This window comes from Bacillus sp. MT(2024) (genome assembly GCF_036362845.1).
GTDB classification, from domain to species: Bacteria; Bacillota; Bacilli; order Bacillales; family Bacillaceae; genus Bacillus; species Bacillus velezensis.
This window is the reverse complement of record NZ_CP143632.1, coordinates 678,085-702,785: the sequence shown is the minus strand read 5'-3', so window position 1 is coordinate 702,785 and position 24,701 is coordinate 678,085. Positions and strand designations below refer to the sequence as shown.

Sequence of the window (24,701 nt, the reverse complement as noted above, 5' to 3'; positions counted from 1 at the left end):
ATCACCATACCTTCCATACATGTTGTCCCCGGTCCCACATCTTGTTGATTTCCAGCAGGTTTTTATACGTATCGATCGCCGTCCAGAAACCGTAATGCCGGTATACCGCCAATTCGCCGTCCTTTGCCAGCTCCTTCAGCGGTTCTTCTTCAAACATGACGTCCCTGTCTTTCGGCAGATAATCAAATACCTTCGGGCTGAGCACGAAAAATCCGCCGTTGATGATGCCGTCACTTGAGGTTTTTTCAGAAAAGCTTTTCGCCATACCGTCTTCAACCGTCAGCGTTCCGAATTGCGAGGTCTTTTCTATACCGGTGACGGTCGCCGCAGCCCCTTTTGATTGATGATAGCTGATCAGATGAAACAGGTTGATGTTCGCCAGTCCGTCCCCGTACGTCATAAGAAAGGTTTCATCACCGATGATGTCCTTCGCCTGTAAAAGCCGCCCCGCTGTCTGCGTGTGTTCCCCCGTGTCTAAAAAAGTGATTTTCCACGGCTCGGATGTTCCCAATATCCGCACTTCTCCGGTAGAGCTGTCCAGCGTCATGCTGTGATTCTTCCAGTCATAATCTAAGAAATATTCCTTAATCATCTCTCCTTTGAAACCAAGAAGCAGGATAAATTCGTTCACGCCATAGTATTGATAGAGTTTCATAATATGCCATAGAATCGGTTTGCCGCCTATCATGGCGAGCGGTTTGGGACGTTCATTGGTGATTTCGCTCATTCTCGTTCCTTTTCCGCCGCAGAGAATGACTGCTTTCATCTCTACCCCTCTTCTCTGTGAATATTGGATTCGAAACCGCCCGTATAAGAGAAACCAACCCGATAATTTGTCCGATTCTCTATCACCGGTTTCAAAATCTACTGTAAGATATGAGAGATTGGCGCCCTTTGTGACCAAAAGCTCTCTCTTTTTTCAGATTGGTGAAGATACACACAAAAAAAGAGCCTCACGGAAATTCCGTAAGGCTCTTTCTATTATTTATTATCCTGATTCAGCTTTTCTTTGCCGTAATGATATTTAGACGGATCAACCGGCGTAAAGTCGCTCAATTTGTGGAATCTGAGCAAGTCTTTGTACATCACGCTGTCAGACAGCTTCAGCTGCTCTGTGACTCTGGCTTTCAGGTTTTTCGTTTCCTGATTGCCTTTCAGTTCTTTTCCTGTCTTCGTATCGTATACGACATTGGAGATGGAAGTATATTTCGGCGTGACGTAATCTCCGTTACGGAACGTCACCGTATCATCATGGTCTTTCGAGAAGAGATCGGTGCCGAAATTAATATATTTCTTAGAATCGATGCCTTCCAAGTGAAGGATCGTCGGCACAACGTCCATTTCACCGCCGTACGTATGGTTCACCCCGCCTTTTTTGCCGGGGATGCGAAGCATAAGCGGCACACGCTGATTCTGCGCGTTTTGATAAGGCGTAATTTCTTTGCCGAGAATTTCTTTCATCGCGCGGTTATGGTTTTCAGAGATTCCGTAATGGTCTCCGTAAAGCATAATCACCGAGTTGTCATATAAACCGGATGACTTCAGATCTTTAAAGAACTGTTCAAGCGCTTCGTCAAGATAACGCGCCGTCTGGAAATAGTCATCCACAGTCGCGTCGCCCGTTTTCGCTTTTTCGATCGTTGCGTCTTTTTCATCAAGCGTAAACGGATAATGGTTCGTCAGCGTGAGCAAATGCGCGTAGAACGGCTGTTTCAGCGACTGAAGCTTCGGTATAGATTCTTTGAAGAACGGTTTATCCTTCAGTCCCATATTGACAAGGTTGTCATCAGACATATCGTATGTGCTGGCGTCAAAGAATTTATCGTAGCCGATATGTTTGTAAATCTGGTCACGGTTCCAGAATGATTTGTAGTCACCGTGTAAAACGGCGCTTGTATAGCCCTCACTTTGGTCAAGGATGGCAGGAAGCGATTGATACGTGTTTTCCCCTTTTGTCACGAAGGCTGATCCTTCAGGCAGTCCGAACAGACTGTTATCCATCATCAGCTCGGCGTCAGATGTTTTACCTTGGCCCGTTTGGTGGAAAAAGTTATCAAAGTACGTCATGTCCTCTCCGCCGCGGGCGAGTTTATTCAGGAACGGCGTGACTTCTTTTCCGTCAAGTTTGTAATTGATCAAAAATGATTGGAAGCTCTCCAGGTGAATCTTAATGATGTTCTTGCCTTTGGCCTTGCCGAAATACTCGGCGTTCGGCTTCGCATAATGCGACGATGTATAGTTTTCAACGCTCGTCAGGTCATCACTGCTGGCATATGCACGCTGTGATTCCGTCTGCGCCGTCTGTACGCCGTCATAAATCGTGTAATTATAAAGGCCTAAGTATTTTACAATGTAATTGCGGTCAAACGTTCTTGTCAGCAGCTCCGGGCGGTCCTCTTCGGCAATCGCCAGGTTCACGAAGAACAACACAATACCCGTCACGATAATTAATGACGTATACCGTTTTTTCAGCTTGAATTCCTTCAGCTCACGTCTCCACACCAGAAGCGCGATTAAAATAATAATATCAACAAAGTATAAAATATCATGGCCGGACATAATGCTGAAGATGCCGTCTCCCATATTTCCGACATTACCGGATTGCTTTAAGTTCGGGAATGTCAAGAAATCATCGAAGAATCGATAGAATAGGATATTGGCATACAAAATAAACGTCATGATGAAATCAATAATCACCATGATAATCGCTGATTTGCGGCCTTTCGCAAACAATGCCAGTCCTAAAAAGAAAATGGCGCTTGAGAACGGATTGATCACAAGCAGAAACTGCTGCGTCGGACCCTTCACCCCAAGGTTGAATTCAGCATGATAGGCTAAATACGTTTTGGCCCAAAACAAAATAATAGCCAGTACAAAAAAACTAAGTCTGTAAGAAAATAATTTCTTCATGGCAACCTCTACTTTCCTAAACACTTTAAATCTGTATTCTTACTTTTTGCTTCAATTCCTGCTTTCCAAGCAAAACGAAAGCATCACACAGCCCCATAAACACACCATTTTAAAAAACGATATATTTATCATTCGTGTCATGCCCATTGAACATCTTATCCCGCCAGCCATTAGACGCAGGATATCCGTTCTTCGTTTCACATTTTTTTCTGGCATTAAAAGGTACCGTATCAGACCCGGTCTGAAAATAGGAGATACCAAATATAAGAATAACACAAACTTCTAAAAACGAAAAATGAATATCAAAGACAGCCGCCCAACAGGCGGGCTGAAGTTATTGTATGCAAAGGGACTGAAAAACTTGAAGGTTTTTTTTGTGAGGTAAAAAAAGGACCGGAGTCATCCAGTCCTTTCCCTGTCAAATTATCGCTTAGACCCTAAAGATATACAAAAATGCTTTCTTCACGTATACCTTTTGTTTTTTATAATCCAACCATGCAGCAGAGCTGGCATTTGTGACTGCTTAAACTGTTCTCCAACACTGGTCCTTAAGGCGTCTTGCAAATTTCTGTTTCTCATTAGCGAAAAAAATTGTGAACTGGTTTCATCAAACCCGCCAATAAAGGAATTAGCTCCGTTTTTTTTCTGTTCAACAACGAGTTTTTTTCATACTTTTTAAATTGAGCCTCGACATACAGTTTTAGTTTTTCACTAATCATTTCCCGCTCTCCTTTTAGTCCCAGCTGCGTTTTAATATCTTAATTCTCACGGAGGTTTAATTTCTCGCCATTTTAATGTAATGTCTGTATCCAATTAGAGAAACTATAAATCCTAGTATTGTATAGCCCAGTACAACAAATGTTACCCATACTAGACTTTCTCCTCCCGATATCGTCGAGACCGATTGAATTAACCCTTGATGCGCCCAGTACTGAGGGAAGAGCATTCCAATAGTTTGAAGATAGCTTGGCAATTGATCATAAGGAGTCCATAAACCACATACAACAGCGGTACCTAATGCAATCACATTTGTCATGACCAAGCCGGTATTTTCAGTCTTTGCAAAGACCGAAATAGCAACTCCCCAGGATGTAACTAGTAAAGATATCAACACAACAACCCACAAATACGCCGGAAAATTATTAATTTCAATATCGTACAGAAATATTCCCAGAACGGAAAGGAGAAGAATTTGCATAAAAGTTATGACTAAAAAAGGGATACTTTTTCCTAAGAAGAAGTTATAAGGCTTTAAAGGAGTACTTGCCAGTCTTGATACAATTCCTTTTTCCCGATCCTTTACAAAACTTATAACGATGGAGATAATAATGAATGTTGAAAAGAATACGCTCATGCCGGTTACAGATTGAGAAGCTACTAAAGTTTTGTTTGCACTGTCTGTCGTAAATAGCTCAATCAGCAATATGATGGACACAATGGGTAATATAATCGTCCAAAAAAACAGAGACTTATCCTTTAACTGTTTTAGCGTTTCAATTTGAGCGAGCGGTAACATGATAAATTTCCCCTTTATTCTTCATCACGCAAATCAGTGCCGGTAAGTTTAAAGAATACATCTTCTAATTTTGGCTTATATAAAAACAACTGGTGAGGCACAATATTGTTTTCCTTACTGACCCTAATTAAGCGCTCCATGGTTTCTAAAGGTTCTTTGGTTTTTATTATCAACCCTGAATTAACGACTGAAAACTCAAAACCATGGCTCTTTATTAATTCAGGAGACAATGAGGAGTTAAACATAATAGATGATTCTTCATGTCGTTTAAGCAGTTCATTTATTTCTCCTTCATCGATAATTTGCCCTCTGTCGATAAAAGCTACATAGTCACAAAGAGTTTCAATCTCTTCCATGTAATGACTCACATAAATAATGGTTTTACCGGCTTTTTTGAGTCGATTTACGATTTTAAAAATGTAGCGGCGTGATTGCGGGTCCACACCTACCGTCGGCTCATCTAGAATAATTAAGTCTGGATCGTGCATTAATGCACACCCGATATTTAAACGGCGCTTCATTCCTCCAGAAAAGTTCTCCACAACGTCGTTTGCCCTTTCTAACAACCCGATATCTTCTAACAGTTTTTTTGTTGTTTGCTTTAGTTTTAAGCCATTCAGCCCGTGTAACTTTCCGAAAAATTCCATATTGGTTTTTGCGGTTAATTTTTCTTCAAGGCTGATATCCTGCGGAACATAACCCAGCCTGCCATTTTCCTTGCCGACAAATTCAACCTTACCGTCATATTCGCGGATGATGCGCGAGATGATCTTAATTAAGGTAGATTTGCCGGATCCGTTCGGTCCAACAAGTCCATAGCAGACTCCTTTCGGAATTGTTAAAGCAACATTGTCCAAAGCCAGAGTCATGCCATAGCGCTTACTTATATGTTCAACTTGCAGCATTTACACCATGCCCCCACTGTTATTTATTTTAAATATGGATTCAATCGTATTAATGTACTCCTTGTAGGCTGCTTTCCCTTCTTTCGTGATCTGAACAATAGTCTTCGGCTTTTTGGATACGAACTTCTTGGTTAGTTCTATATAAGCTGCATCTTCTAACTTTTTCAGATGCGAACCTAAATTCCCATCTGTGATGTCTAATGACTTTTTCAGGAAAGTAAAATCACATTGATCATAAGTCATCAATAAACTCATAATTCCCAACCGCACTTTGGCATGTATTAAATCATTGATATTGTTAACATTACTCATTTCCTTGCCCTTTTCTTTTCAAAATCATTCCTGTAAGTAATAGGCTGCCTCCGCCAATAAATGCAAAAACAATATTCATTGCATCAGGAAATAGGCAGAATGTAAGCATACCGAGTATGCTCAGCCAAAATCCCATAACAAAAATCTCTTTTGTTAACACGATGCCTAAGAATATGTACATAATAGACACCATTAAAACAATCAAAAACGATAGAAATTCTCCTGTTCGCGGCAATAATCCCATTAAAAACAGGAAAACAAAAATGCATACCACTAATATGAATCCAATCCAAGCATATTTTAATTGATTCTTTAAGAAAGTGGGCATAGGATCAAATTGTTTCTGCTTAAGATATGTCTTCAAAGTCAGTATCCATCCTAATACTGCCAGTATTAACCAGACACAAGCAAGGACTACAGAAAGTACCTTAAATAAAGAAACGGAATACGCAATAATCCATATACAGCCCCAAATAATGAAATATGGACTGGTTTGCCTTGAGTACTCAGTCTTGTAATTCGTCAAGACTTTGATATGAGATAAGTTTTCAGCTATCTCTGATTCACGAAAATTCTGATTTGACATAAGACAGGCTCCTCTTTTCGCAAAGTACTTTGTGAAACAGAGTATATTCTAATTCCATATATTTGTAAAGAGGTTTTATCCAAAATAGGCGCAACTATTTAGTCTTGGGAACAGCAGATGGGACTCTTTGCGCCGGTATGCTTCCATTACAGCATGAGACGTCCTTTATATAAGCATCCTAATAAAAAAGAGAAGCCTGCTGATCTTCAACTCAATAGATAGCATGCAATGGCTGTCTGAATTTCTGGCTAACGGAGGAACATATGGTAAAACTTTTAAGCCACACTTCTGATGACAATTTCTGCAGGTTTTAGAAATGACCAAAATAGAAGGTCCGGGAGTCAAGCAGGGAAGATATCTTGACCAGGTGTGGTTGGACAAGCCGAATGTATATCGATTGGAAAGCAATTCATTTTATTGAAGGAAAAAGGACCGGAGTCATCCAGTCCTTTTCATCACATCGGTCAAATCCCCGCCCAAACATCTTTTGCGTAAATGCCTTTTGTCTGGAGGTCCAAAAGCCATTCTTGCGCTTGCCGTTCGTCTGTTTCGTGGACCGACTGATACGCTTTTTGCAGCGTTGCCTCCACATCGGGCGCCATTTTGCTGCCGTCGCCGCATACGTAGAGGTGCCCTCCCCGGCCGAGGATGGAAATTAAAGCGCCGGCGTCTTTCGCCATTAAGTGCTGCACATACGTTTTCGGTACGCCTTCTTTGCGGGAGAAAGCCGTATGAAGCGTCACGATTCCGTCTTTTTCATAAGCTTCAAGCTCATCACGGTAAATAAAATCATGATCGTTTCTGCATCCGAAATACAGACGAGCCTCGCCCAGCTCTTTTCCTTCTTTTTTTAACGCCGCGCGGGCCTGCAGAAATCCGCGGAACGGGGCGACTCCTGTGCCGGGACCGACCATAATAATCGGTTTTTCCGGATCTTCCGGCAGCCGGAATCGTGTTTCCGGAGTGCGGACAAACATCACGATACCATCCTCAGGGCGGCGGTCCGCTAAATAATTCGAAGCAACTCCGCGATACTCACCCAAACCGCTCCGGGCGGGGCCTCGAACGACACCGACGGTAATTGAGGCCTGCCCGGGATGTTTCCGCGGCGAACTTGAAATCGAATAATACCGCGGCTTCAGCGGGCGCAAAAGCTCCAGAAATCGCTCAAACGGAAGTTCACACGCTTCATATTTTTCAAGGAGATCGAGCATTGAGACGCGCGATGTTAAGATTTGCTCCTGATAGACGACCTCCTCAAGAAAATCTTCCAATTCCCGTTTGTGCGGCGGACAGACCGTATAAGCGGCCATTTCCCGGATTTGGGCCCTTGATGCCGCTTCCTGCAATTCGACACAGCTGCTCAGAAGATCATGCAGCCTGACCGGCCGATCGAGCGGGAGATGAGCCGCGCTCTGTCCGCTGGCCGTCAGCAGCACTTGATCATTCCCGTTCAGATTGAACCGGCGGAGAACACGGCTGACCTGCTCTTTGCTGTTTACCGGCAGCACGCCGAGATGATCCCCTTCATGATAGGCAGCCTCTTTCGGCAGAGTGATTTCAATATGCCTTGTGCTCCGGCCGCTTTCCGGCGCCTGAAGTTCCCTGTTTTCCGCAACGGATGCGTAAACCGCTTCATACGTCTGTGCCAACGGAGACCCGCCAAGCCCGCTGACAAATTGAAGACCCAGCGCACTTCGCTCTTTTTCGGCATTTTCATTCAGCTTGAGACCGAATGCCTTCATGGCGTCCGTCCACATGCTTTTTTTCCATTCATCAAGCTTTCCTTCAAAATCGCCGCTGACGTCCCCTTCGCCTCGGGCAGAAAAGCGTTCCGCCCCTTTTTCGGCAAGCTTCTCATCAATCAGTCTCGGCACAGCCTGATATGTCGCCGCCCAGTTATGATCACCGCAGCCGAAGACGGCATATCGGACACCTTCCAGCTCCCCGGGTTTGACTTCTTCAAGCCATTGAACGAATTGTCCCGCGTTGCTCGGAGGCTTTCCGTTATAAGAGGACGTAATGATCAAGAGAGCTCCTTCTTTCGGCAGTTTTCCGATCCGGTCATTTAAAGGCGCCGTTTCAGTCCGGACGCCGTGCATCCCGGCAGTATCGGCAAGTTCCCGCGCCACGCCTTCTGCGGTTCCCGTATCTGAGCCGTACAAAATCAGAAGCGGTCGGTTATCAAGCCCGATAATGGATGCGCCTTTTGTTTCCCGTTTTTCTTTTTCGACGTCTTCCGCCGCTTTTTCAGCCGCCGGGAGAGCTGCCGCAACGGCTCCTTTGTTTCTCGGCCGCACCCGGATATGAAAGTCGCCGGGCTTAATCGTCAGTGTCTGTTTAATATCGAGCTCATAATCGGTGTGATCGATAAAGGTAAAATGCTGCAGAATCATCCCCAGAACAAGAGTTGCTTCATGCAGGGCGAACTGCATACCGATACACGCCCTCTGACCGTTTCCGAACGGCTTGTACGCATAGTGAGGCACTTGATCAGGATGTTCAAACCGCTCCGGATAAAATTCCTCCGCATTGTCTCCCCACGCGTCTTTATCACGGTGAAGCTGGGGAATTAAGACGGAAATTCTGTCTTTCGGCGTGATCGGATATTTCCCGCCGATCACCGTATCCTCTTTCGCATAAAGGCTGAACGCAGGCGCGGTCGGCCATAAGCGCAATGACTCCTGCAAAATCATTCGGATATAACTAAGCTCCAGTACTTGTTTATAAGAAGGAACGGGATCGGTCAAAACCCGATCGGCTTCTTCATAGGCTTTTTCCAAAACACGGGGATGTTTCAGCAGAAAGTAGATGGCAAAGGAAAGCAGGCCGCTGGTCGTTTCATGGCCGGCAATTAAAAACGTGATGATTTGAAACCGGATATTTTCATCATCAAGTTTTTCGCCCGTTTCCGGGTCTTCCACATTCAGCATTCTGGCCAGCAGATCCTTTTCATCCCGTCCGCCTGACCGGCGCTCTGCGATAATACTGTCTACTAACGAAAACATCGCCTGAATGTCATGATGAAATTGGCGCTTCGTCCTGATCATGAGCTTATCCTGAACATCGAGACGCTGCATTTGGTGCATCGCTTCATCAAGGGCGCGCACCATGCTGTTGATAAACGGATGAGGCGTTTCCCTGTAATAGCTGTTAAACCGATAGTTAAAGCCGCAAAGCCCGATCGTATCAAGCGTCAGGCGGGTCATATCAGCAGGCACATCAACGGCCTCATCCGGATTCAGCCTAGCCCATTTTTGAATCAGCTGCACCGCGATATCAGTCATCATCGAATGATAATCTTTCATCGCGCGCTGGCTGAAGGTCGGCATCAGAATATTATGCGCCTTTCGCCAGTTAGGCTCATGCGTCCAGCTTGTAAACAGCCCGTCACCGGAAAATGCCCGGACTTTCTCCAAAGCCCCTTCAATGCTTTTATCGAACCGCTCTTCATCGCAAACCTCTTTCACCAGTTCATGTCCGGACACGACGATAATGGCGCCCGCCGGGGTATGCAGCTGAAAAATAGGCCCTTGCTCGTTTGCCAGTTTGATCAGCGACATTGTAGGCTTGTCTTTATCAAGCAAAGGAAGATTGCCGAGCGGACCGAATGTCTTCGGCTGCGGAATCGGACCTGTTTCCTTCATGAATAACACCCTTTCTTACACATTGATGCGTTCCTTCCAACTACAGTGCCCTTTTCACCGGCCGATTATCCGCCGTTACGGATCAATCCCCGGATTGACGATCAATAACGGTTTTTTCTATACTGGAGAGGCTTGTTAAATACAGAAATAAGGTGAGTTCACATATGGATTTTGAAATCAAGTTTTTATCGTTTTATGTCATTCAAGTGGAAGGAAAAGACGAACAGGCAAATAAACAGTTCAAACATTTCCAGACCCTTGACACAGACGAATTTGAAGAAAGCGAGCTGAAGGATTTTCTTGACGGGGAATTGAAGAAAATCGTCAAACGGAAAGCTGAACGGCATCCGCAATCCGAGCAGGTCCCCACAAAAATCGGCCATTTTATCACGGAGCCGGGCCATGAGCTTGATTCAAATCCGAATTACAACCTTTTCAACCGCGCCAGACTTGCGGATACGAAGGAAGCATTTATCGAAGCAAGCGAGCAGTTCGTCCGTACTTATCTTGACACGAGCGCCGTGCGCGGCGGTGTTTTTATCGTGGCATCGGCCGTTCCGCGCAAATATTTTGAGGACAAATTCGTCTTTATGATGAAATGCGATTTCGAGCCGAAGGTCGCCCGCATCTCAGACGCCTCGTCTCTCATTAAAAAGGTCGAAATGGCCATCACGACAAAAAACATGAAAAGCATTCAATATCCGTATGTGCCGGAAGAAGGCATGACGGAAGAGCATGAGCTGAAAATCCACCAGGCCTCGCACGCCCGTTATTTCGAAGATTTTCTCAAATTTGTCGAATATGGCGAATCGATGCCGGAAATCATGAAAAACCAAGTCATGAACATGGTGCAGGAGCACGTGTATGAAACTTTTGAAGAAAACAGCGAAGAGCTTCAGCAGTTTGAGCACGACATTGAAATTTGGGAAGCGAGTGAAAAGCGGGAAATTCAGGAGCGCCTCGACACCCATCAAGTCATCGAGGCATCCGCGCAGATCATTGAACACACGCCGGAAGCCGAGCTGAAAATGAAAGTCGGAGAAACAGAGATTAAAGGATTACTGGCTGATTTCGGCGAATCCATCCATCTCGCAAAAGTGAACGGGCGCTATGTCGCGCTCATTGAGGCGGAGACGATCTCGTTTGAAAAAGGCAGTTCGCCGGTGGAGTTTCACAAGCCTGAGGGGCTGCATGAGGTGATTGAGCGGATACGGAATAAATCTGAACAAGACTGACAAAAGTCCAGACGCCATGTTCTGGACTTTCTTTATTTAATAAGGCTCTTTGAGCAATCGATAGCATTCACCGATGATGTCTTGGACGCCGGGCGTTCCCTTTATCTCGCGGCGGACGATTTCAGATGAGAGATTCTGCACCTGTAATGCCCGCTCCGCCCGTCTTTCAAAGTATGATTGACATGCAGTTTCATGGTTTTCGTGCTTTTGCAGTTCTTCACTAAGCACAATCGCGTCTTCAATCGCCATCGCCGCTCCCTGCGCCAATGTCGGCGCTCCTGCATGGACGGCATCCCCGCCCAGAACGACGCGGCCTCTGTGCCACGGTTCTTTGACCGCCATCTGCTCAATCTTATGAAACAAAACGGGATATTCCCTTGACATATTCTCTGTCACAAACTTTACTCCCGGAATTCCGCGCAGCAAGTCTCTCACCCGTTCAAAACGTGTGTCCTCGTCATCCCTGAAGTCAGCGTCATACGGCCGGATGATAAATACGTATCCTGTTTTTTCAGAGAGCGGCACGACCCCGACCTGCGTCTGCCCTTTTTTATACATCAGTGTTGAATCATGAAAAACCGGCTCGGGAAAAGAAATGTAAAATCTGCGCGCTCCCATGCCGAGATACTCTGTTTTCACTTCCCTTTGCAGCATTTGATCGCGGACAGCGGAGCGGATGCCGTCAAAGCCGGCGAGAATGTCAGCCGTCATCGCGGTTCCGTCTCCACAATGCACCGTTATTTCATCTGCCGTTTCTTCGTAAGACACGACTTTTTTACCGGGCAGAATCGTGACCCCCGCCGCTTCAGCATGCTTCCTGAGGATATCGTTTAATGTTTGCCGCAATATATTATTCCGCCCCGGCAATGTATCATCTAAAAACGCCTCACTCACTTTAAACTGCAGCGTTCCGTTTTCATCATGCTGCTTCAGCCAATCCGTTTGAAAGCCGTGTTGACAGCATTCATCATACACACCGATTTCCCGAAGCACCCGAAGCGCATTTTGAGGCTGAAGAATGCCCGCTCCGCTTTTTCGCATGTCGGACGCCGCCTCGCAAAGGGTCACTTCAAAACCCGCTCTGCCGAGAGAAATCGCTGCGGACAGGCCGCCGATCCCTCCGCCCGCTATGATGATCTTTTTCACTTCATGGTTCATCACGATACCGCCTTCTCGATTTATTTATCATTAATTAACTATTAGCCACCTTACTATATAGGCTGAAAAACTGTCAATCTTTATAGGTTGCCTTTTGAATCCGGCAAGCTTATACTTTGAATCACTAAAATGGTACGGAGGCTTACAAAATGGAGTTGAGACATTTGCCGGATTACTCGCAGATTGCCGGACGCGCTGAGATTTACGCCGATATGGATGCTGAATCATTGAAAACATTTTTGACGTTATTTGATATGTCTAAAAAAATGAATCAGGTCATGGAGCATTATTTCTCAAGTCACGGATTGTCCGAAGGGAAATTCAAAATTTTAATGTTTCTGTTTGACGCACCCGGCCACAGCCTGAGTCCGACGGAGCTGGCGAAAAAATCCAATGTCACCAAAGCGACCATCACCGGATTGATCGACGGACTCGCACGGGACGGCTTTGTAAACCGCAGCCGGCATACCGGTGACAGACGAAAAATCAGCATCGAACTTACAAGGGAAGGAAAAGAAAAGCTGATGCTGTTTCTTCCCGGCCACTTCTCCAACATTTCAGCAGTCATGGAAAGCTTCACTGCTGGAGAAAAAGCGGAATTGACAAAAATGCTTGAAGTTTTATTTGATAAGCTTCTGCTGTTTTCCGGAGACAGAACATAAAAAGGCGCCCCTCTCAGCAGGGCGCCTTTTTCGCGCGGTTAATCATCACTGTTTAAAATCCCGAAAAACCGAAGCAGGTTGATAAACAAGTTGATAAAGTCGATATAAAGCGTCAATGCCATCAAAGGAATCAGGTCAGCCGTGATGTCCCGGTGCTTGATCTGGTTCAGATCGTATAAGATGTACATTGAAAACACAATCGTTCCGATGACGGAATACGCCATCATGGCGGCGGAATTCAGCGGGCTGAAAATATTAAAGATCCCCACTGCGAGAAGCGCGATAAGAGCGACAAGCAAGAAGGACCATAAAAACGACAAGTCCTTTTTCGTCTTAGCGCCGATCGTGCCGAGCACCGCAAAAATCACAAACGAAGAACCGAATGCCTCCAATACGACATAGGCTCCGGCTGCGGACGCATAATGGCTGATGATCGGAAACAGCGTCATTCCGGAAATAAAAGCGAATGAAAAGACAAACACATATCCGACGGCTTTTTTTCGGCGCAGCCAAAAGGCGGCGATGATCATGACGACCTCTAAGATCGACAGCGGCAGCATCAATGCCGGCGGAATGAACTGGCCCGTATACAGGCCGATTGTCGCAACTAACAGTGTAAACACAAATACCGTGATAATGCGCTGCATAATAGATTGTTTGCTCTCATAAGCAGCAGTTTGCATGTCAAAAGTCCTCCCAAAAAATGATGGTGATAGGTCTATTATAAATAAAATGGGAGAAATTTGCATGATTTTAAGAAGATTTTAAGGATGTCAGGCCTGACGTTTTGCTGCGCACTCCTGCATATCCATGAAATCATGCAGTTTTTTCGTCAATCCGCCGTGCCCGAATCGGATATTCCCCTTCTGCCCCGGCGTTTTCACGAAATCGAGGAATGCCAGCACATAAAGACGCCTGACGGGAATCGGAATGACGCCCGCATCATAAAACCAGCCGTCAATTGTATTGAGCACGCCTTTATTTATGCCGTATTGCTTCGTGCACCAATGCAGAAAGCGCACTTCGGGCAGGTGCAGATACCGGCTCTCCCGGAAAGGAACAGTTGAATGCTTCATATGTACCGCCTCCTGTCATTGGCTGTTTTTTAAGATTGTTTTACTTCTTTGCTCTTCAGGGAAAATCGATATTTCTCCACCTTATCAATTTGTGTCACTTGGGAATTATGAACCGTAATCTGAACAGTCCCGAAATCGAGCGTTTCCAGCGCACTGATAATCTTTTCGATCACATGCGGATCTACGTTTCCTTTGGACGTCATCATGCTCCCCCTTTATGTCTGGCCGTTCGTCTTTTGACAATGAGCGTTTTAATTCATACTATTCTGATAAGAAATATATAATTATACTATTATGTTTTCATTCAGAAATCAACAGCATTTACACAATTTTCGGATATGTTTTCTTTGCGAAAACTTTCACTTCCTTCGCTTTGACATAAACCGTGTCGCCGACGCCCGCCCCCAAGGCGTCATATTGCTCTTTTGAGAGCTCAATCTCCAAGTGCTGGCCTGTGTCGGTACGGACGGCTTCCAATCTGACGGACGGTCCGATGGCGCGGATATGAGCCGCCTTTGCTTCAAATGAATGCAGACCGGACGGTTTTTTTTCTACGGTAAAATGGTGCGGCCTCACATAAGCGATCCCCTTGTCCTGATCAGCATGCCCGACAGGTATTGCTGCGTTTCCGGTGATCAGCTTTCCTTCCTCCACTCTTCCTTCAAATACGTTGACACTGCCGAGAAAGTCGTACACAAACGGATTTGCGGGGTGATCATACACCTCCTGCGGCGTTCCGATCTGTTCAATCGCACCTTCATTCATAATGACGATGCGGTCGGCCACATCAAGCGCTTCTTCCTGGTCGTGAGTGACGAAAATACTTGTCATGCCGAATTCATTATGAAGCCGTCTGAGCCATTGCCTTAACTCTTTTCTTACTTTGGCGTCAAGCGCGCCGAACGGTTCATCCAACAGCAGAATGTTCGGTTCTACGGCCAAGGCGCGTGCGAGGGCGGCTCTTTGTCTCTGTCCGCCTGACAGCTGCGAGGGATAGCGCTTTTCATAAGGTTCCAGTTTCACAAGCGCCAGAAGCTCTCTCACCTTTTCGGCAATTTCCTTTTTGGCGGGACGCTGCTTTCGCGGACGGACTTTTAATCCGTAGGCGACATTTTCAAAAATCGTCATCTTGCTGAATAACGCATAGTGCTGAAACACAAAACCGACATGTCTGCTTTTTACATGCGTATCCGTCACATCTTGTTTTCCGAACAGGACACGTCCCCCATCCGCCTGCTCGAGGCCGGCAATGACTCTCAATAATGACGTTTTGCCTGAGCCTGACGGGCCGAGAAGCGCAACCAGCTCGCCATTATTGACGTGAAGATTGATATCCCGCAATGCCTGATAGTTTCCGTAATGCTTAGAAATAGTGTCGATCGTAATCTCCATAATGACTCCTTCCTCATCCGGCTTTGACAGAACGATAACCGGCTTTCCATTCAATGATGTTTTTCAAAAACAGTGTCATAATCGCAAAAACCGACATGACGGAGGCCGCCGCAAAAGCGGCCGTAAACTGATATTCGTTGTACAAAATTTCGATATGAAGCGGGAGCGTGTTGGTAACACCCCTGATATGACCGGAAACGACTGATACGGCGCCGAATTCGCCGATTGTTCGGGCCGCGCTCAAAATCACCCCGTAGATCAGCCCCCATTTGATATTAGGAAGCGTCACATGCCAGAACGTTCTCCAGCCACCAGCACCAAGGGTAACGGACGCTTCTTCTTCAGCATTTCCTAAGCTTTGCATAAGCGGTATTAATTCCCGGGCGATGAAAGGGAGCGTCACAAACAAGGATGCAAGCACGATTCCCGGGACTGCGAATACGATTTTTATCTGGTGATCAAGTAAAAATGGACCAAGCCAGCCGTGAAGCCCGAACAAAAGGACAAAGATTAAGCCCGCGATTACCGGAGACACGGCAAACGGCAGATCAATCAGTGTCATAAACAGACTTTTCCCCCTGAATTCATATTTGGTCACAGCCCACGCCGCGGCGACGCCGAACAGCGTATTCAGCGGAACCGTGATAAAAACGACGAGGAGCGTCAATTTCATCGCGGCAAGGGAATCCGGATGCGTGACAAAGAGGATATATGCTTCCGCTCCCTTTTTAAAAGCTTCAATAAATATAAATGCAAGCGGCATGATTAAAAATATGGACAAAAAGAGCAGAACTGCTGAGATCAGCACCCATTTCACAACGGGTGATTCCCGTATCTCCCGCTTAGGCACGGCTGTTTTCGCTGTTTCCAGCTGCATGGCATATCCCCTACCTTCCTGCGTATTTTCTCGCGGTGAGCCATTGCAATCCATTGATGATGAATAAAATGAAAAATGTGATGACAAGCATGACTGCCGCAACAGCTGTTGCCCCGGCATAATCGTATTGCTCTAATTTCGTCATAATGATCAGCGGGGAAATCTCGGTTTTAAACGGCATATTGCCCGCGATAAATACAACAGAACCATACTCCCCGAGGGCGCGGGCAAAAGATAATGCGAAACCCGATATAATAGAAGGAAAAAGCTCCGGCAGAATGACCTTTTGGAAGGTTTTCCATTTCGAAGCTCCAAGTGACGCAGATGCTTCTTCCGTTTCCTTTTGGAGATTTTCTAAGACGGGCTGAACCATCCTGACGACAAAAGGCAGCCCGATAAACGTCAATGCGATGACAATGCCGATCGGTGTAAAGGAAATACGGAAAGGAAACAGCTGTCCGATCCAGCCGTCCGGTGAATACATTGCCGTTAATGTAATGCCTGCGACGGCGGTCGGCAGGGCAAACGGCAGATCAACCAGGCCGTCAGCCAGCCTTTTCCCCGGAAAGTCATATCTCGTCAGCACCCAGGCGATGACAACGCCGAAAACCGCATTGATCAAAGCGGCGCAGCCCGCCGTCAAGAAGCTCAGCCGATAGGAAGCCGCGGCCCTCGGCTCAGAAATGATATGCCAGACGTCCCCGGGCCCCATTGACATCGTATGAAAAAACACCATGGACAGCGGCACGATAACCAAAACGGCCATATATAAAAATGTAAATCCCATCGTTAATCCGAACCCCGGAATCACGGACGGTTTTGTTTTTTTGAAAAGTAACGTTCTCATACTCGTTTCCTCTTTCTATTTCTCATAGATGCTGTCAAAGGTTCCGCCGTCATTGAAATGGGTTTCCTGCGCTTTTTTCCAGCCGCCGAATTCCTTTTCGACCGTCACCGTTTTAATCTGCGGGAATTGTTTTTCATACTTTTTCAGAACCTCTTTATCGCGGGGCCGGTAAAAATTCTTCGCGGCGATCTCCTGCCCTTTTTTGCTGTAGAGGTAGGACAAATATGCTTCAGCCGCTTTTTTTGTTCCTTTTTTATCGGCGGTTTTGTCGACAACAGAGACAGGAGGCTCAGCCAGAATGCTGATTGAAGGATTGACAATCTCATATTTCTCCTTGCCGAATTCCTTCAGTGTGAGATAGGCCTCATTTTCCCAGGCGATCAGCACATCCCCCATCCCTCTTTCTGTAAAACTGGTCGTGGCTCCGCGCGCCCCTGAATCAAGCACTTCCACATTGCCGTAGAGGTCTTTCATAAACTGTTTGATTTTCGTGTCGTCATGATGATACGTTTCATCGGCATATGCCCATGCCGCTAAATAGTTCCATCTGGCTCCGCCCGATGTTTTCGGATTGGGCGTAATGACCGAAACGTCCTTTTTCACCAAGTCAGCCCAATCAGTGATGTGTTTCGGATTCCCTTTTCTGACTAAGAATACGATGGTTGACGTGTAAGGAGTTGATTGATCCGGCAGACGTGACTGCCAGTTTTGATCAATGAGTCGGGCTTTTTCTGCTATCGAATCAATGTCATAACCTAAAGCAAGCGTTACGACATCAGCGTCGAGTCCGTCTATTACGGATCTGGCCTGCTTCCCCGAACCTCCGTGCGACTGCTGAACGGTTACATCTTGACCCGTTTTCTTTTTCCAATAGGAAGAAAAGGCCTGATTATACTCTTTATACAGCTCCCGTGTCGGATCATACGATACATTCAGCAGCTGAACGGTCTTTCCGTCTGATGACGCGCTGCCGGACTCAGATTGACAGGCTGACAGCGCCCCTGCCAATAAGATCAATACTAAAAATGCCGCTGTTTTTTTCATGTGCCTGATTTCTCCTCTCTTTTTCCGCATAAAAAAAGGCATATTATCCCCTTTCAAAAAAGGGAAATAATATGCCTTCAGTTGACTGATGGGCAATTATACCGGTATCAGATTTGGGCAGAACGGCCAGCTTTCGTTTGTGTACGATCAGCTATTTGTGCCGGTTCGATGTGTATAAGAATAATTCAAACTATCCCTAGCTGTCAACTAAGTTTTAGAATATTTAAATTGTTTTCCGCTGACAAAAAAAGCGCCCCGCCTCTGGCCGGAGCACCTTTTTTCTATGCTTTTGCTTCCTCGATCACACATGTGACACCCATGCTGGCGAGCGCCTGCTCCAGGGAGCCGTAAGTTTGATACTCTGAAAAATCAAGCCCCAATTGGATAGAAGTCTGTGCCACATCAGGCCGAATGCCGGAAAACACGGTTCTGATGCCGAGGAGAAATAACGTTTTCGACAGCATATACAATTGCTGCGCCACCATCGTATCGACAATGGGCACACCGGACAGATCAATCACAAGGTTTGTGATCCGTTTGGCGACACAGTTTTCCGGCACCGACTCCAAAATCACACGCGCCCGTCTCGTATCAATCGGGCCGATGAGCGGCAGAGTGCCGATCGTATCCGCGATCAAAATAACCGGACAGCTCAATTCGGAAATAAGCTCCTGCTGAGATGACAGCCTCGCGATCATTAATTTCTGAAACTGTTCAGTAAAATCCGTCATCAGCTGATCAAACGAGCCGTTGACAATGTAATTCCAGCGGCGGGCATCCTCATTTGTTACGATGTCCTGATGCTCATCCATAAAACGGGTGACCGCCTCCCAAAAGACAGTTCTTGAATTGCCGATCGCCTCAACGACCTCATGAACCTCCGCGTCTTGCTCCACTCTGCTTTTCGCTACCTGTGCGGCCCATTTTTCTTTATTATGCTGAAAAACGGCCGGATCTTCCAAAAAAGCGCTTGCGATGACCGTGTTTGTAAAGGTATGCTGCTCGATCAGCAGCCGTTTCATTTCCTCGCTTAATTGATCCGCAGAATAAAAACGCCCTCTCAGCTTCCGTCTCAGCTTAAGCCATTTTTCCGTCAGCTCTGCCGAATGTGTAATAATATAATCATGAAGTAATTGGTCTTTGTTCACTGCCGTCTCCTCTTTCAAGAATGTACTTTTGTCTAAATTATAAATCGGAATCGCCGATCGCACTAGAGAAATTAAAAAAAGCCGGCACATTAAAGCTTTTGATTGCTTTTTCCGGCAGGAGGATACACTATAAAAGAAATGAAACAGGAGGTCAGTATGATGATCAAAAAAATCGCGACAGTCGCCGTATACACTGATGATCAGCAAAAAGCGAAAACATTCTGGACGGAAAAAGCGGGGTTTGAAACCGTTGCCGAGCATCCGATGGGACCGGGCGCCTTCTGGCTTGAGGTAGCGCCCAAAGGGGCCGCCACTCATTTGGTTATTTATCCGAAATCGATGATGAAAGGGGCCGAGCATATGAAGGCTTCTATCGTATTTGAGTGTGAAGATGTCTTTGCCGCATACGAACAGATGAAAAAGAACGGCATCACCTTTTTAGATGAACCGAAACAAATGGAATGGGGAAGCTTCGTGCAATTTAAAGATGAGGATGGTCATGTCTTTCTCCTGAAATCGTAATCCGTCAGGCATCTCAATTGACTTTGATAATCATTTTCATTTAAAATGTTGGATAAAGCGTGAAAATGATTGGAGAGCTGCCAGATGTTTGTGCAAATCAGAAAAATGACCGTAAAAGAAGGACATGCCGACAAAGTAATCGAACGCTTCAGTTCAGAAGGCGTGATTGAAAAGCAGGAAGGTTTGATAGACGTAACGGTTCTGGAAAAAAAAGTCCGCCGCGGTGATGAAGAAGTCGTCGTGTTAATCCGCTGGGAGTCTGAAGACCATTGGAAACAATGGGAAAAAAGCGAAGACCACATCGCGGCCCACAAAGCAAACCAAGGCAAGCCGAAACCTGATTATATGCTTGGAACGGATGTCGGTATGTATCATGTCAGAGCCGTTAAAACAGGCGTACACGAAAAATAATAAAGAGCATTTGCCCCAGGGCAATGCTCTTTTTAATTTTTCTCCTCATACGGCAGGACAAACAGCGGTTTATCGGGCTTCCATTCCGCATACAGCACGTCCTCCGTTCTTTTGATGTTCAGCTTTTTCAGCTCCTGAGTCAGCTGCTTTTCTTCCAGCCCGGCTTCTTTCAGATTTTCATACAGCACTTCGCCGTCAATAATCAGCGTGACCGGCAAAGAGACCTGCTTCGGCTTTATTTGCATGTCGCCGTTTTTCGTCGTGTCATATTGGAATTTCGGCAGGACGCTGACCATCCCGTTTGTTTCTAAAATCGCGTACTCCGCTTCCTGTATGGAAAAGCAATTCGCCTGTCTGAGAAGGCTTTGCAATTGATTAATGTCCAGCTTATTCTTTTTCAGCACATCATATTTCAGTTTTCCTTTATGTATGATAATACTCGGCTCGCCTTCCAACAGCTTTCTGGAGCTTTTTACTTTCTGCGTAATCAGTTCGATGAGATAAATTAAAACCCCCCATAACAGAGAAGCAAAAATGATTTCAATAATCCTGACGCCTTTATCATACACCGCATTTCCGACCAGTTCGCCGAGGATGAGCGCGGAAATAAAATCAAACGGCGTAATTTGCGAGAATTGGGTTTTTCCAAGCAATTTTAAAATCACAAATAAAATACCCAAGCCGCATACTAACTCCCAAGCCACTGTAAGTAAATGTCCCATATTCGCACCTTCTTCTTAAAAGTCATTACCATTATGGACATCCGCCTGTTTTCTATACAGCGGCCGGCAATACACAAAAAAACGCAGCCGAGGCTGCGTTTTTTTCACTTCTGCTTACTGTTTTTGATTCGATCTGACGACCCGTAAGCACACCTCAGCGGCATAACCGGCTGCCGCTCCGGAACCGGCAAACATCGCGGCAAGCCCTAAGCCCATTCCTTCCCAGCCGCCGACACCGAAAATGCTGTAAACAACCGTACCGAAAGCAGTCAGGCCCAGCACCGCCAAAAGGCACTCAGGCCACATCTTTTTCGGCCATTTCTTACGGAGCACAGCCGATACGGCAAAGTTAAGACAAAATGCGGCCAGACAGATCAGATAAAAAAACCCCATGTCTTTTGCACCTCCGTCATAAGGAGCTTTTTATTTACTCACCTTTTTTTCAAACAAATGATAACCCGGCGCGAGCCCTTTTGATTCGTAACCCATTCCGCTGTAAAACGACTGAAGCGCCTTGTTTTCGGCCACGCAGTCGAGCCGGATTTTCGTTTTTCCCGGACAAGACACACCCGTCTCCGCCCAAGTCATGATTGTCCGGCCGAGCCCCGCGCCTGCAAACCGCCTGTTAATCGCCAGCCGGTGGAGATATACGGACTCCTCATGTCCTTCATCGCCCCATAGACGTCTGTCCCACCCGCTTGCTTCGGGAAGCAGCATGACGACGCCGGCCAGCTCTTCATTCTGCCTGAATAAAAAAACATACCCTTTGGCGATCGCCTCCCGCATATTGTGGGTATCTTCCCCTTGCAGAAGACCGCTCCACTGGTTCGACCCTTTATCGCGAAGCCATTCTGCCGCCTGCACGAGCAGATCCATGACCTCTTCTTCATCATCCTTCCGGGCGGAGGTGACCCGGAATGCCCCCGCCTTCTCCTCCGTAATCGTAAATGGTGTCATAAAATCCTCCTATAATCAGAATATTCGACACCTTTATTATAGACCAAACGCAGAAAGGAAAAAAACAGCCGTCATGTTTGAGGGCCGTTTAAAAAATTTTCTTCTTATCACGTTCTTCTTTTAAAATCTCAACCGCTTCCCTGAAACGCATAGAGTGAACGATTTCACGCTCACGCAGAAAACGGAGTGAATCATTCAGGTCAGGATCATCGGAAATATCAATAATCCATTGATACGTCGCTCTCGCCTTTTCTTCAGCCGCAATATCCTCATATAAATCAGCAATCGGATCTCCCTTCGCCTGTATGTAAGACGCTGTGAACGGAACTCCGGCCGCATTGTGATAAAACAGCGCGCTGTCATGGTTGACGTAATGATCACTGAGCCCTGCATCACGCAGCTGCTCCGGTGTCGCATCTTTTGTCAGCTTATAAATCATCGTCGCAATCATTTCTAAATGCGCAAACTCCTCCGTGCCGATATCCGTCAGCAGGCCGATCACCTTATCAGGAATCGTGTAGCGCTGGTTTAAGTACCGGAGCGCTGCGGCCAATTCGCCGTCCGCCCCGCCGTATTGTTCAATGAGAAACTTAGCCAGCATCGGGTTGCATGTACTCACTTTAACCGGATACTGCAGCTTTTTTTCATATACCCACATTTACAGATCCCTCCTTATACTTGCCATGGCCAAGGACCGCGGCCCCAGTCCCATTGAGCGCCGGCCTGACTCACGCCGAATTGCAGAAGCGGTCCGTACTCAGGTTCAAACCGTTTTCTCAGCTGCCTTGAGTACCGGGAATATTCATGAAACTGCTGAAGCGCGAGACGGTCATGGGGATGCGTATCCAGATAAAGCGTCAGCTCCACCAAGACAAAGTCCGCCGCCTGGATTTGTTCCAGCAGCCGATAGTATTCATCATCAATCTTTTTCGCCATATTCGATTCCCCCCCGATAAGGATTATCATAGAAATCGTAAAGATCCTTCCAAAGGGTTCCTTTTCTCAATGCCTCCATCGGAGAAAACTGCTCCAAGTGATACGGCTGAAACCGCATATAAAGATGCGGCGGCGTTCTGTAGTATTTTCTTCCGATCGGCGGGCAGGGATCAAACCGGCTGTGGAAGGGTTTATAGGATTTGACCGGTGTAAACGGCTGATTTTCTTTCATTACGATCCTCCTTTCCTAAACACATGACCTTAATAGGTATGAATCCGTATCGGCATTTATGCCCTGTAAGAAAATAAAAAAGCCCGTTAAAAACGGACTCAATGCAACTCATCTGGAATTTGAAGTAAAAAACCATAATTTAAAAATCTGCTTGAAAACGCTGATAATGTTTCAATGTATATTCCGTAATTTGTTGATCATATTCAGGATATTCATATCTCAATAAATCAGCCACTGACTTTGAATATGCTCTAAAGAGACCTTGGCAGTCAAACAATGCCTTCCACACGCTTTCATAAGTATTGCCGACATAAGTATTCAGCAGAATTTCCCAATCTTTCGCATTCATGTAATGTTGAATATACTTATAATTCTTCCCTACACTTAATGAAAACTGATTCTCTATCCCGATATTCCACGCAATCATACGCAAAACATTAGGCCTTAAAATGTCATTCATATGATCCAGCGCAAACAGTATTTCTTTACGCATTAATCCTTTAATCACATAGGTTGAAACCATCCAAAATTCATTGCAGCAATCATCAAACTCTCTGGGAGTCGGTTTCTTTATATGATATTGTTCATCACTCGCAATCATCTTACTGTTGATTCGGTCATCCTTGTCTAATACTATTTCCGCCAAACCATCACTCTGTGTAAAATAATCCTCTGTTTGACTCAGAGGGATCAAAGTTAAGTCGATTTTATGATGATCTTTAAAAAGCATGAGATAGGAGAACCAGTCTCCGAGTTCCGGAGGGAAAAGTTCCATATCTTCAGGTTTTTGCATCATCATTCTTTCGCCAAACTGATCCAGCCAGCTTTCGTCAGATGTGAAAGAGTCCATATCGGTCACAAAATAAGAAATATCATAGTCTTGAAATTTGTCTCTCGGTACATTTTTATTGGTTCTTGATCCCTCTAAAGTGACAAGACGGATTCTCTCGTCCTTCATCGCAATATCAAGAATCAATTTCATCATTTCGTCTTCACTTCTCACATGTAAAACCTCCCGATAAAGAGTTTTTACAGATCATGCTTTTCAGTTTATAAACAACTTGCTCATAATTTACAGAAATGTCATATGTACTTGATGATTTTGCTCCAATCGTAACACAGCTGCAAGAACATGAGAAGAGCACTCTTGCTGTTCCAAGAGTGCTTTTCCCGAATGGTCAGATAAATTGGCTGTCCCGATGATGATGGTGATGGAACGGGTAGCCGCCGTAGCCTCCGCCATAGCCGCCAAAACCGTACCCCGGATATCCTCCGAAGCCGCCGTAGCCGCCAAAACCGCCGTAACCGCCAAAACCGTATCCCGGGTAGCCGTAGCCTCCGCCGAAACCGTATCCCGGATATCCTCCGAAGCCGCCGTAGCCACCGTAGCCTCCGTAGCCGCCAAAACCGTACCCCGGGTAGCCTCCGTAGCCTCCATAGCCGCCGCCGTAAATCGGTCTTCTTTCATTCATGATTTATCGCTCCTTCACATAGGTTACAGTCCAGTTTATGACATGCGGAAGGAAACGTATGGGCATCCGCCCAGTTTTGGTGAAATAATCAATAATTGCTTACGGAGAAATACGATACAGGCCGGCCGCATAAG

The 24,701-nt window shown here is 46.0% G+C and carries 28 protein-coding genes; 4 read left to right on the top strand and 24 right to left on the bottom strand.

The features are described 5' to 3' along the window. Position 1: 1 nt before the first annotated feature. From VP472_RS03650 to VP472_RS03620, 7 genes are all read right to left on the bottom strand, one after another. Positions 2-766 carry a glucose-1-phosphate cytidylyltransferase gene (locus tag VP472_RS03650; RefSeq protein WP_003155676.1) on the bottom strand — a complete coding sequence of 255 codons (765 nt, stop codon included), beginning with the start codon at positions 764-766 and terminating at the stop codon, positions 2-4. A 215-nt stretch (positions 767-981) separates the two neighbouring features. Continuing rightward, positions 982-2,910, bottom strand: coding sequence for a lipoteichoic acid synthase (locus VP472_RS03645; protein WP_003155677.1), 1,929 nt, complete (start codon positions 2,908-2,910; stop codon positions 982-984). Between the two features lie 775 nt (positions 2,911-3,685). Beyond that, positions 3,686-4,426 carry an ABC transporter permease gene (locus tag VP472_RS03640; protein ID WP_077721926.1) on the bottom strand — a complete coding sequence of 247 codons (741 nt, stop codon included), beginning with the start codon at positions 4,424-4,426 and terminating at the stop codon, positions 3,686-3,688. A gap of 14 nt (positions 4,427-4,440) precedes the next feature. Continuing rightward, entirely contained in the window at positions 4,441-5,331 is an 891-nt protein-coding gene (locus VP472_RS03635; protein ID WP_077721925.1) for an ABC transporter ATP-binding protein, read from the bottom strand. After that, positions 5,332-5,643, bottom strand: coding sequence for a winged helix-turn-helix domain-containing protein (locus VP472_RS03630; RefSeq protein ID WP_007609957.1), 312 nt, complete (start codon positions 5,641-5,643; stop codon positions 5,332-5,334). After that, on the bottom strand, positions 5,636-6,229 hold the full coding sequence (locus VP472_RS03625) for a hypothetical protein (protein WP_077721924.1): 594 nt from the start codon (positions 6,227-6,229) through the stop codon (positions 5,636-5,638). Before VP472_RS03625 ends, VP472_RS03630 begins: the two co-directional genes overlap by 8 nt. Before the next feature lie 464 nt (positions 6,230-6,693). Beyond that, positions 6,694-9,876, bottom strand: coding sequence for a bifunctional cytochrome P450/NADPH--P450 reductase (locus VP472_RS03620; RefSeq protein WP_146276300.1), 3,183 nt, complete (start codon positions 9,874-9,876; stop codon positions 6,694-6,696). Between the two features lie 164 nt (positions 9,877-10,040). On the opposite strand from VP472_RS03620, the gene VP472_RS03615 reads away from it, so the two are divergent. Then, the gene (locus VP472_RS03615; RefSeq protein ID WP_060674500.1) at positions 10,041-11,111 is read left to right on the top strand and encodes a DUF3900 domain-containing protein; all 1,071 of its coding nucleotides are present in this window, start codon (positions 10,041-10,043) and stop codon (positions 11,109-11,111) included. 36 nt (positions 11,112-11,147) lie between these two features. On the opposite strand, the gene VP472_RS03610 is transcribed toward VP472_RS03615, so the two are convergent. Then, the gene (locus VP472_RS03610; RefSeq protein ID WP_146277452.1) at positions 11,148-12,269 is read right to left on the bottom strand and encodes an FAD-dependent oxidoreductase; all 1,122 of its coding nucleotides are present in this window, start codon (positions 12,267-12,269) and stop codon (positions 11,148-11,150) included. 149 nt (positions 12,270-12,418) lie between these two features. On the opposite strand from VP472_RS03610, the gene VP472_RS03605 reads away from it, so the two are divergent. Continuing rightward, the gene (locus VP472_RS03605; RefSeq protein WP_146276298.1) at positions 12,419-12,931 is read left to right on the top strand and encodes a MarR family winged helix-turn-helix transcriptional regulator; all 513 of its coding nucleotides are present in this window, start codon (positions 12,419-12,421) and stop codon (positions 12,929-12,931) included. A 38-nt stretch (positions 12,932-12,969) separates the two neighbouring features. Here the strand turns inward: VP472_RS03605 and VP472_RS03600 are convergent, their stop codons facing one another. The 8 genes from VP472_RS03600 to VP472_RS03565 form a co-directional block, all read right to left on the bottom strand. Continuing rightward, complete coding sequence (locus tag VP472_RS03600; RefSeq protein WP_060674493.1) at positions 12,970-13,614, bottom strand: Bax inhibitor-1/YccA family protein; 645 nt, start codon at positions 13,612-13,614, stop codon at positions 12,970-12,972. Positions 13,615-13,704: 90 nt separating this feature from the next. Beyond that, complete coding sequence (locus tag VP472_RS03595; RefSeq protein ID WP_003155691.1) at positions 13,705-14,007, bottom strand: FMN riboswitch-binding regulator RibR; 303 nt, start codon at positions 14,005-14,007, stop codon at positions 13,705-13,707. 29 nt (positions 14,008-14,036) lie between these two features. After that, the gene (locus VP472_RS03590; RefSeq protein ID WP_003155693.1) at positions 14,037-14,210 is read right to left on the bottom strand and encodes a YezD family protein; all 174 of its coding nucleotides are present in this window, start codon (positions 14,208-14,210) and stop codon (positions 14,037-14,039) included. Positions 14,211-14,328: 118 nt separating this feature from the next. Next, on the bottom strand, positions 14,329-15,399 hold the full coding sequence (locus VP472_RS03585) for a sulfate/molybdate ABC transporter ATP-binding protein (RefSeq protein ID WP_146276296.1): 1,071 nt from the start codon (positions 15,397-15,399) through the stop codon (positions 14,329-14,331). Between the two features lie 13 nt (positions 15,400-15,412). Next, positions 15,413-16,276 (bottom strand): sulfate ABC transporter permease subunit CysW, encoded by an 864-nt coding sequence (gene cysW / locus VP472_RS03580; protein ID WP_146276294.1) that lies wholly within the window; start codon positions 16,274-16,276, stop codon positions 15,413-15,415. A gap of 10 nt (positions 16,277-16,286) precedes the next feature. Continuing rightward, complete coding sequence (gene cysT / locus VP472_RS03575; protein ID WP_060674487.1) at positions 16,287-17,123, bottom strand: sulfate ABC transporter permease subunit CysT; 837 nt, start codon at positions 17,121-17,123, stop codon at positions 16,287-16,289. A 15-nt stretch (positions 17,124-17,138) separates the two neighbouring features. Then, the gene (locus tag VP472_RS03570) at positions 17,139-18,167 is read right to left on the bottom strand and encodes a sulfate ABC transporter substrate-binding protein (protein WP_063174337.1); all 1,029 of its coding nucleotides are present in this window, start codon (positions 18,165-18,167) and stop codon (positions 17,139-17,141) included. A 281-nt stretch (positions 18,168-18,448) separates the two neighbouring features. Then, positions 18,449-19,315 (bottom strand): STAS domain-containing protein, encoded by an 867-nt coding sequence (locus VP472_RS03565; protein ID WP_146276292.1) that lies wholly within the window; start codon positions 19,313-19,315, stop codon positions 18,449-18,451. Between the two features lie 159 nt (positions 19,316-19,474). Between VP472_RS03565 and VP472_RS03560 the strand changes: the two genes are divergently transcribed. After that, positions 19,475-19,837 carry a VOC family protein gene (locus VP472_RS03560; RefSeq protein WP_007408938.1) on the top strand — a complete coding sequence of 121 codons (363 nt, stop codon included), beginning with the start codon at positions 19,475-19,477 and terminating at the stop codon, positions 19,835-19,837. An 84-nt stretch (positions 19,838-19,921) separates the two neighbouring features. Continuing rightward, positions 19,922-20,248 carry a heme-degrading oxygenase HmoA gene (hmoA, locus tag VP472_RS03555; RefSeq protein ID WP_003155696.1) on the top strand — a complete coding sequence of 109 codons (327 nt, stop codon included), beginning with the start codon at positions 19,922-19,924 and terminating at the stop codon, positions 20,246-20,248. A gap of 32 nt (positions 20,249-20,280) precedes the next feature. Here hmoA and VP472_RS03550 read toward each other — a convergent pair whose 3' ends face one another. The 8 genes from VP472_RS03550 to VP472_RS20060 all read right to left on the bottom strand — a co-directional run bounded on the left by VP472_RS03550 (position 20,281) and on the right by VP472_RS20060 (position 24,567). Beyond that, a complete protein-coding gene (locus tag VP472_RS03550) occupies positions 20,281-20,970 on the bottom strand; it encodes a YetF domain-containing protein (protein WP_077721920.1) in 690 nt (229 codons plus the stop codon). A 114-nt stretch (positions 20,971-21,084) separates the two neighbouring features. Beyond that, the gene (locus tag VP472_RS03545; RefSeq protein WP_017419062.1) at positions 21,085-21,363 is read right to left on the bottom strand and encodes a YesK-like family protein; all 279 of its coding nucleotides are present in this window, start codon (positions 21,361-21,363) and stop codon (positions 21,085-21,087) included. A 30-nt stretch (positions 21,364-21,393) separates the two neighbouring features. Next, on the bottom strand, positions 21,394-21,927 hold the full coding sequence (locus tag VP472_RS03540) for a GNAT family N-acetyltransferase (protein WP_060674483.1): 534 nt from the start codon (positions 21,925-21,927) through the stop codon (positions 21,394-21,396). Between the two features lie 88 nt (positions 21,928-22,015). Beyond that, positions 22,016-22,585 carry a spore coat protein CotJC gene (gene cotJC, locus VP472_RS03535; RefSeq protein ID WP_003155700.1) on the bottom strand — a complete coding sequence of 190 codons (570 nt, stop codon included), beginning with the start codon at positions 22,583-22,585 and terminating at the stop codon, positions 22,016-22,018. A 14-nt stretch (positions 22,586-22,599) separates the two neighbouring features. Beyond that, positions 22,600-22,863 carry a spore coat protein CotJB gene (gene cotJB, locus VP472_RS03530; RefSeq protein ID WP_003155702.1) on the bottom strand — a complete coding sequence of 88 codons (264 nt, stop codon included), beginning with the start codon at positions 22,861-22,863 and terminating at the stop codon, positions 22,600-22,602. Further along, positions 22,847-23,095: a spore coat-associated protein CotJA gene (cotJA, locus tag VP472_RS03525; RefSeq protein WP_003155704.1), complete on the bottom strand. Its 249-nt coding sequence runs from the start codon at positions 23,093-23,095 to the stop codon at positions 22,847-22,849. The genes cotJB and cotJA overlap by 17 nt, the downstream gene beginning before the upstream one ends. 139 nt (positions 23,096-23,234) lie before the next feature. Then, complete coding sequence (gene ant(6), locus VP472_RS03520) at positions 23,235-24,098, bottom strand: aminoglycoside 6-adenylyltransferase (RefSeq protein WP_146276290.1); 864 nt, start codon at positions 24,096-24,098, stop codon at positions 23,235-23,237. A gap of 175 nt (positions 24,099-24,273) precedes the next feature. Further along, the gene (locus tag VP472_RS20060; protein WP_115996197.1) at positions 24,274-24,567 is read right to left on the bottom strand and encodes a spore coat protein; all 294 of its coding nucleotides are present in this window, start codon (positions 24,565-24,567) and stop codon (positions 24,274-24,276) included. Between the last annotated feature and the right edge of the window lie 134 nt (positions 24,568-24,701).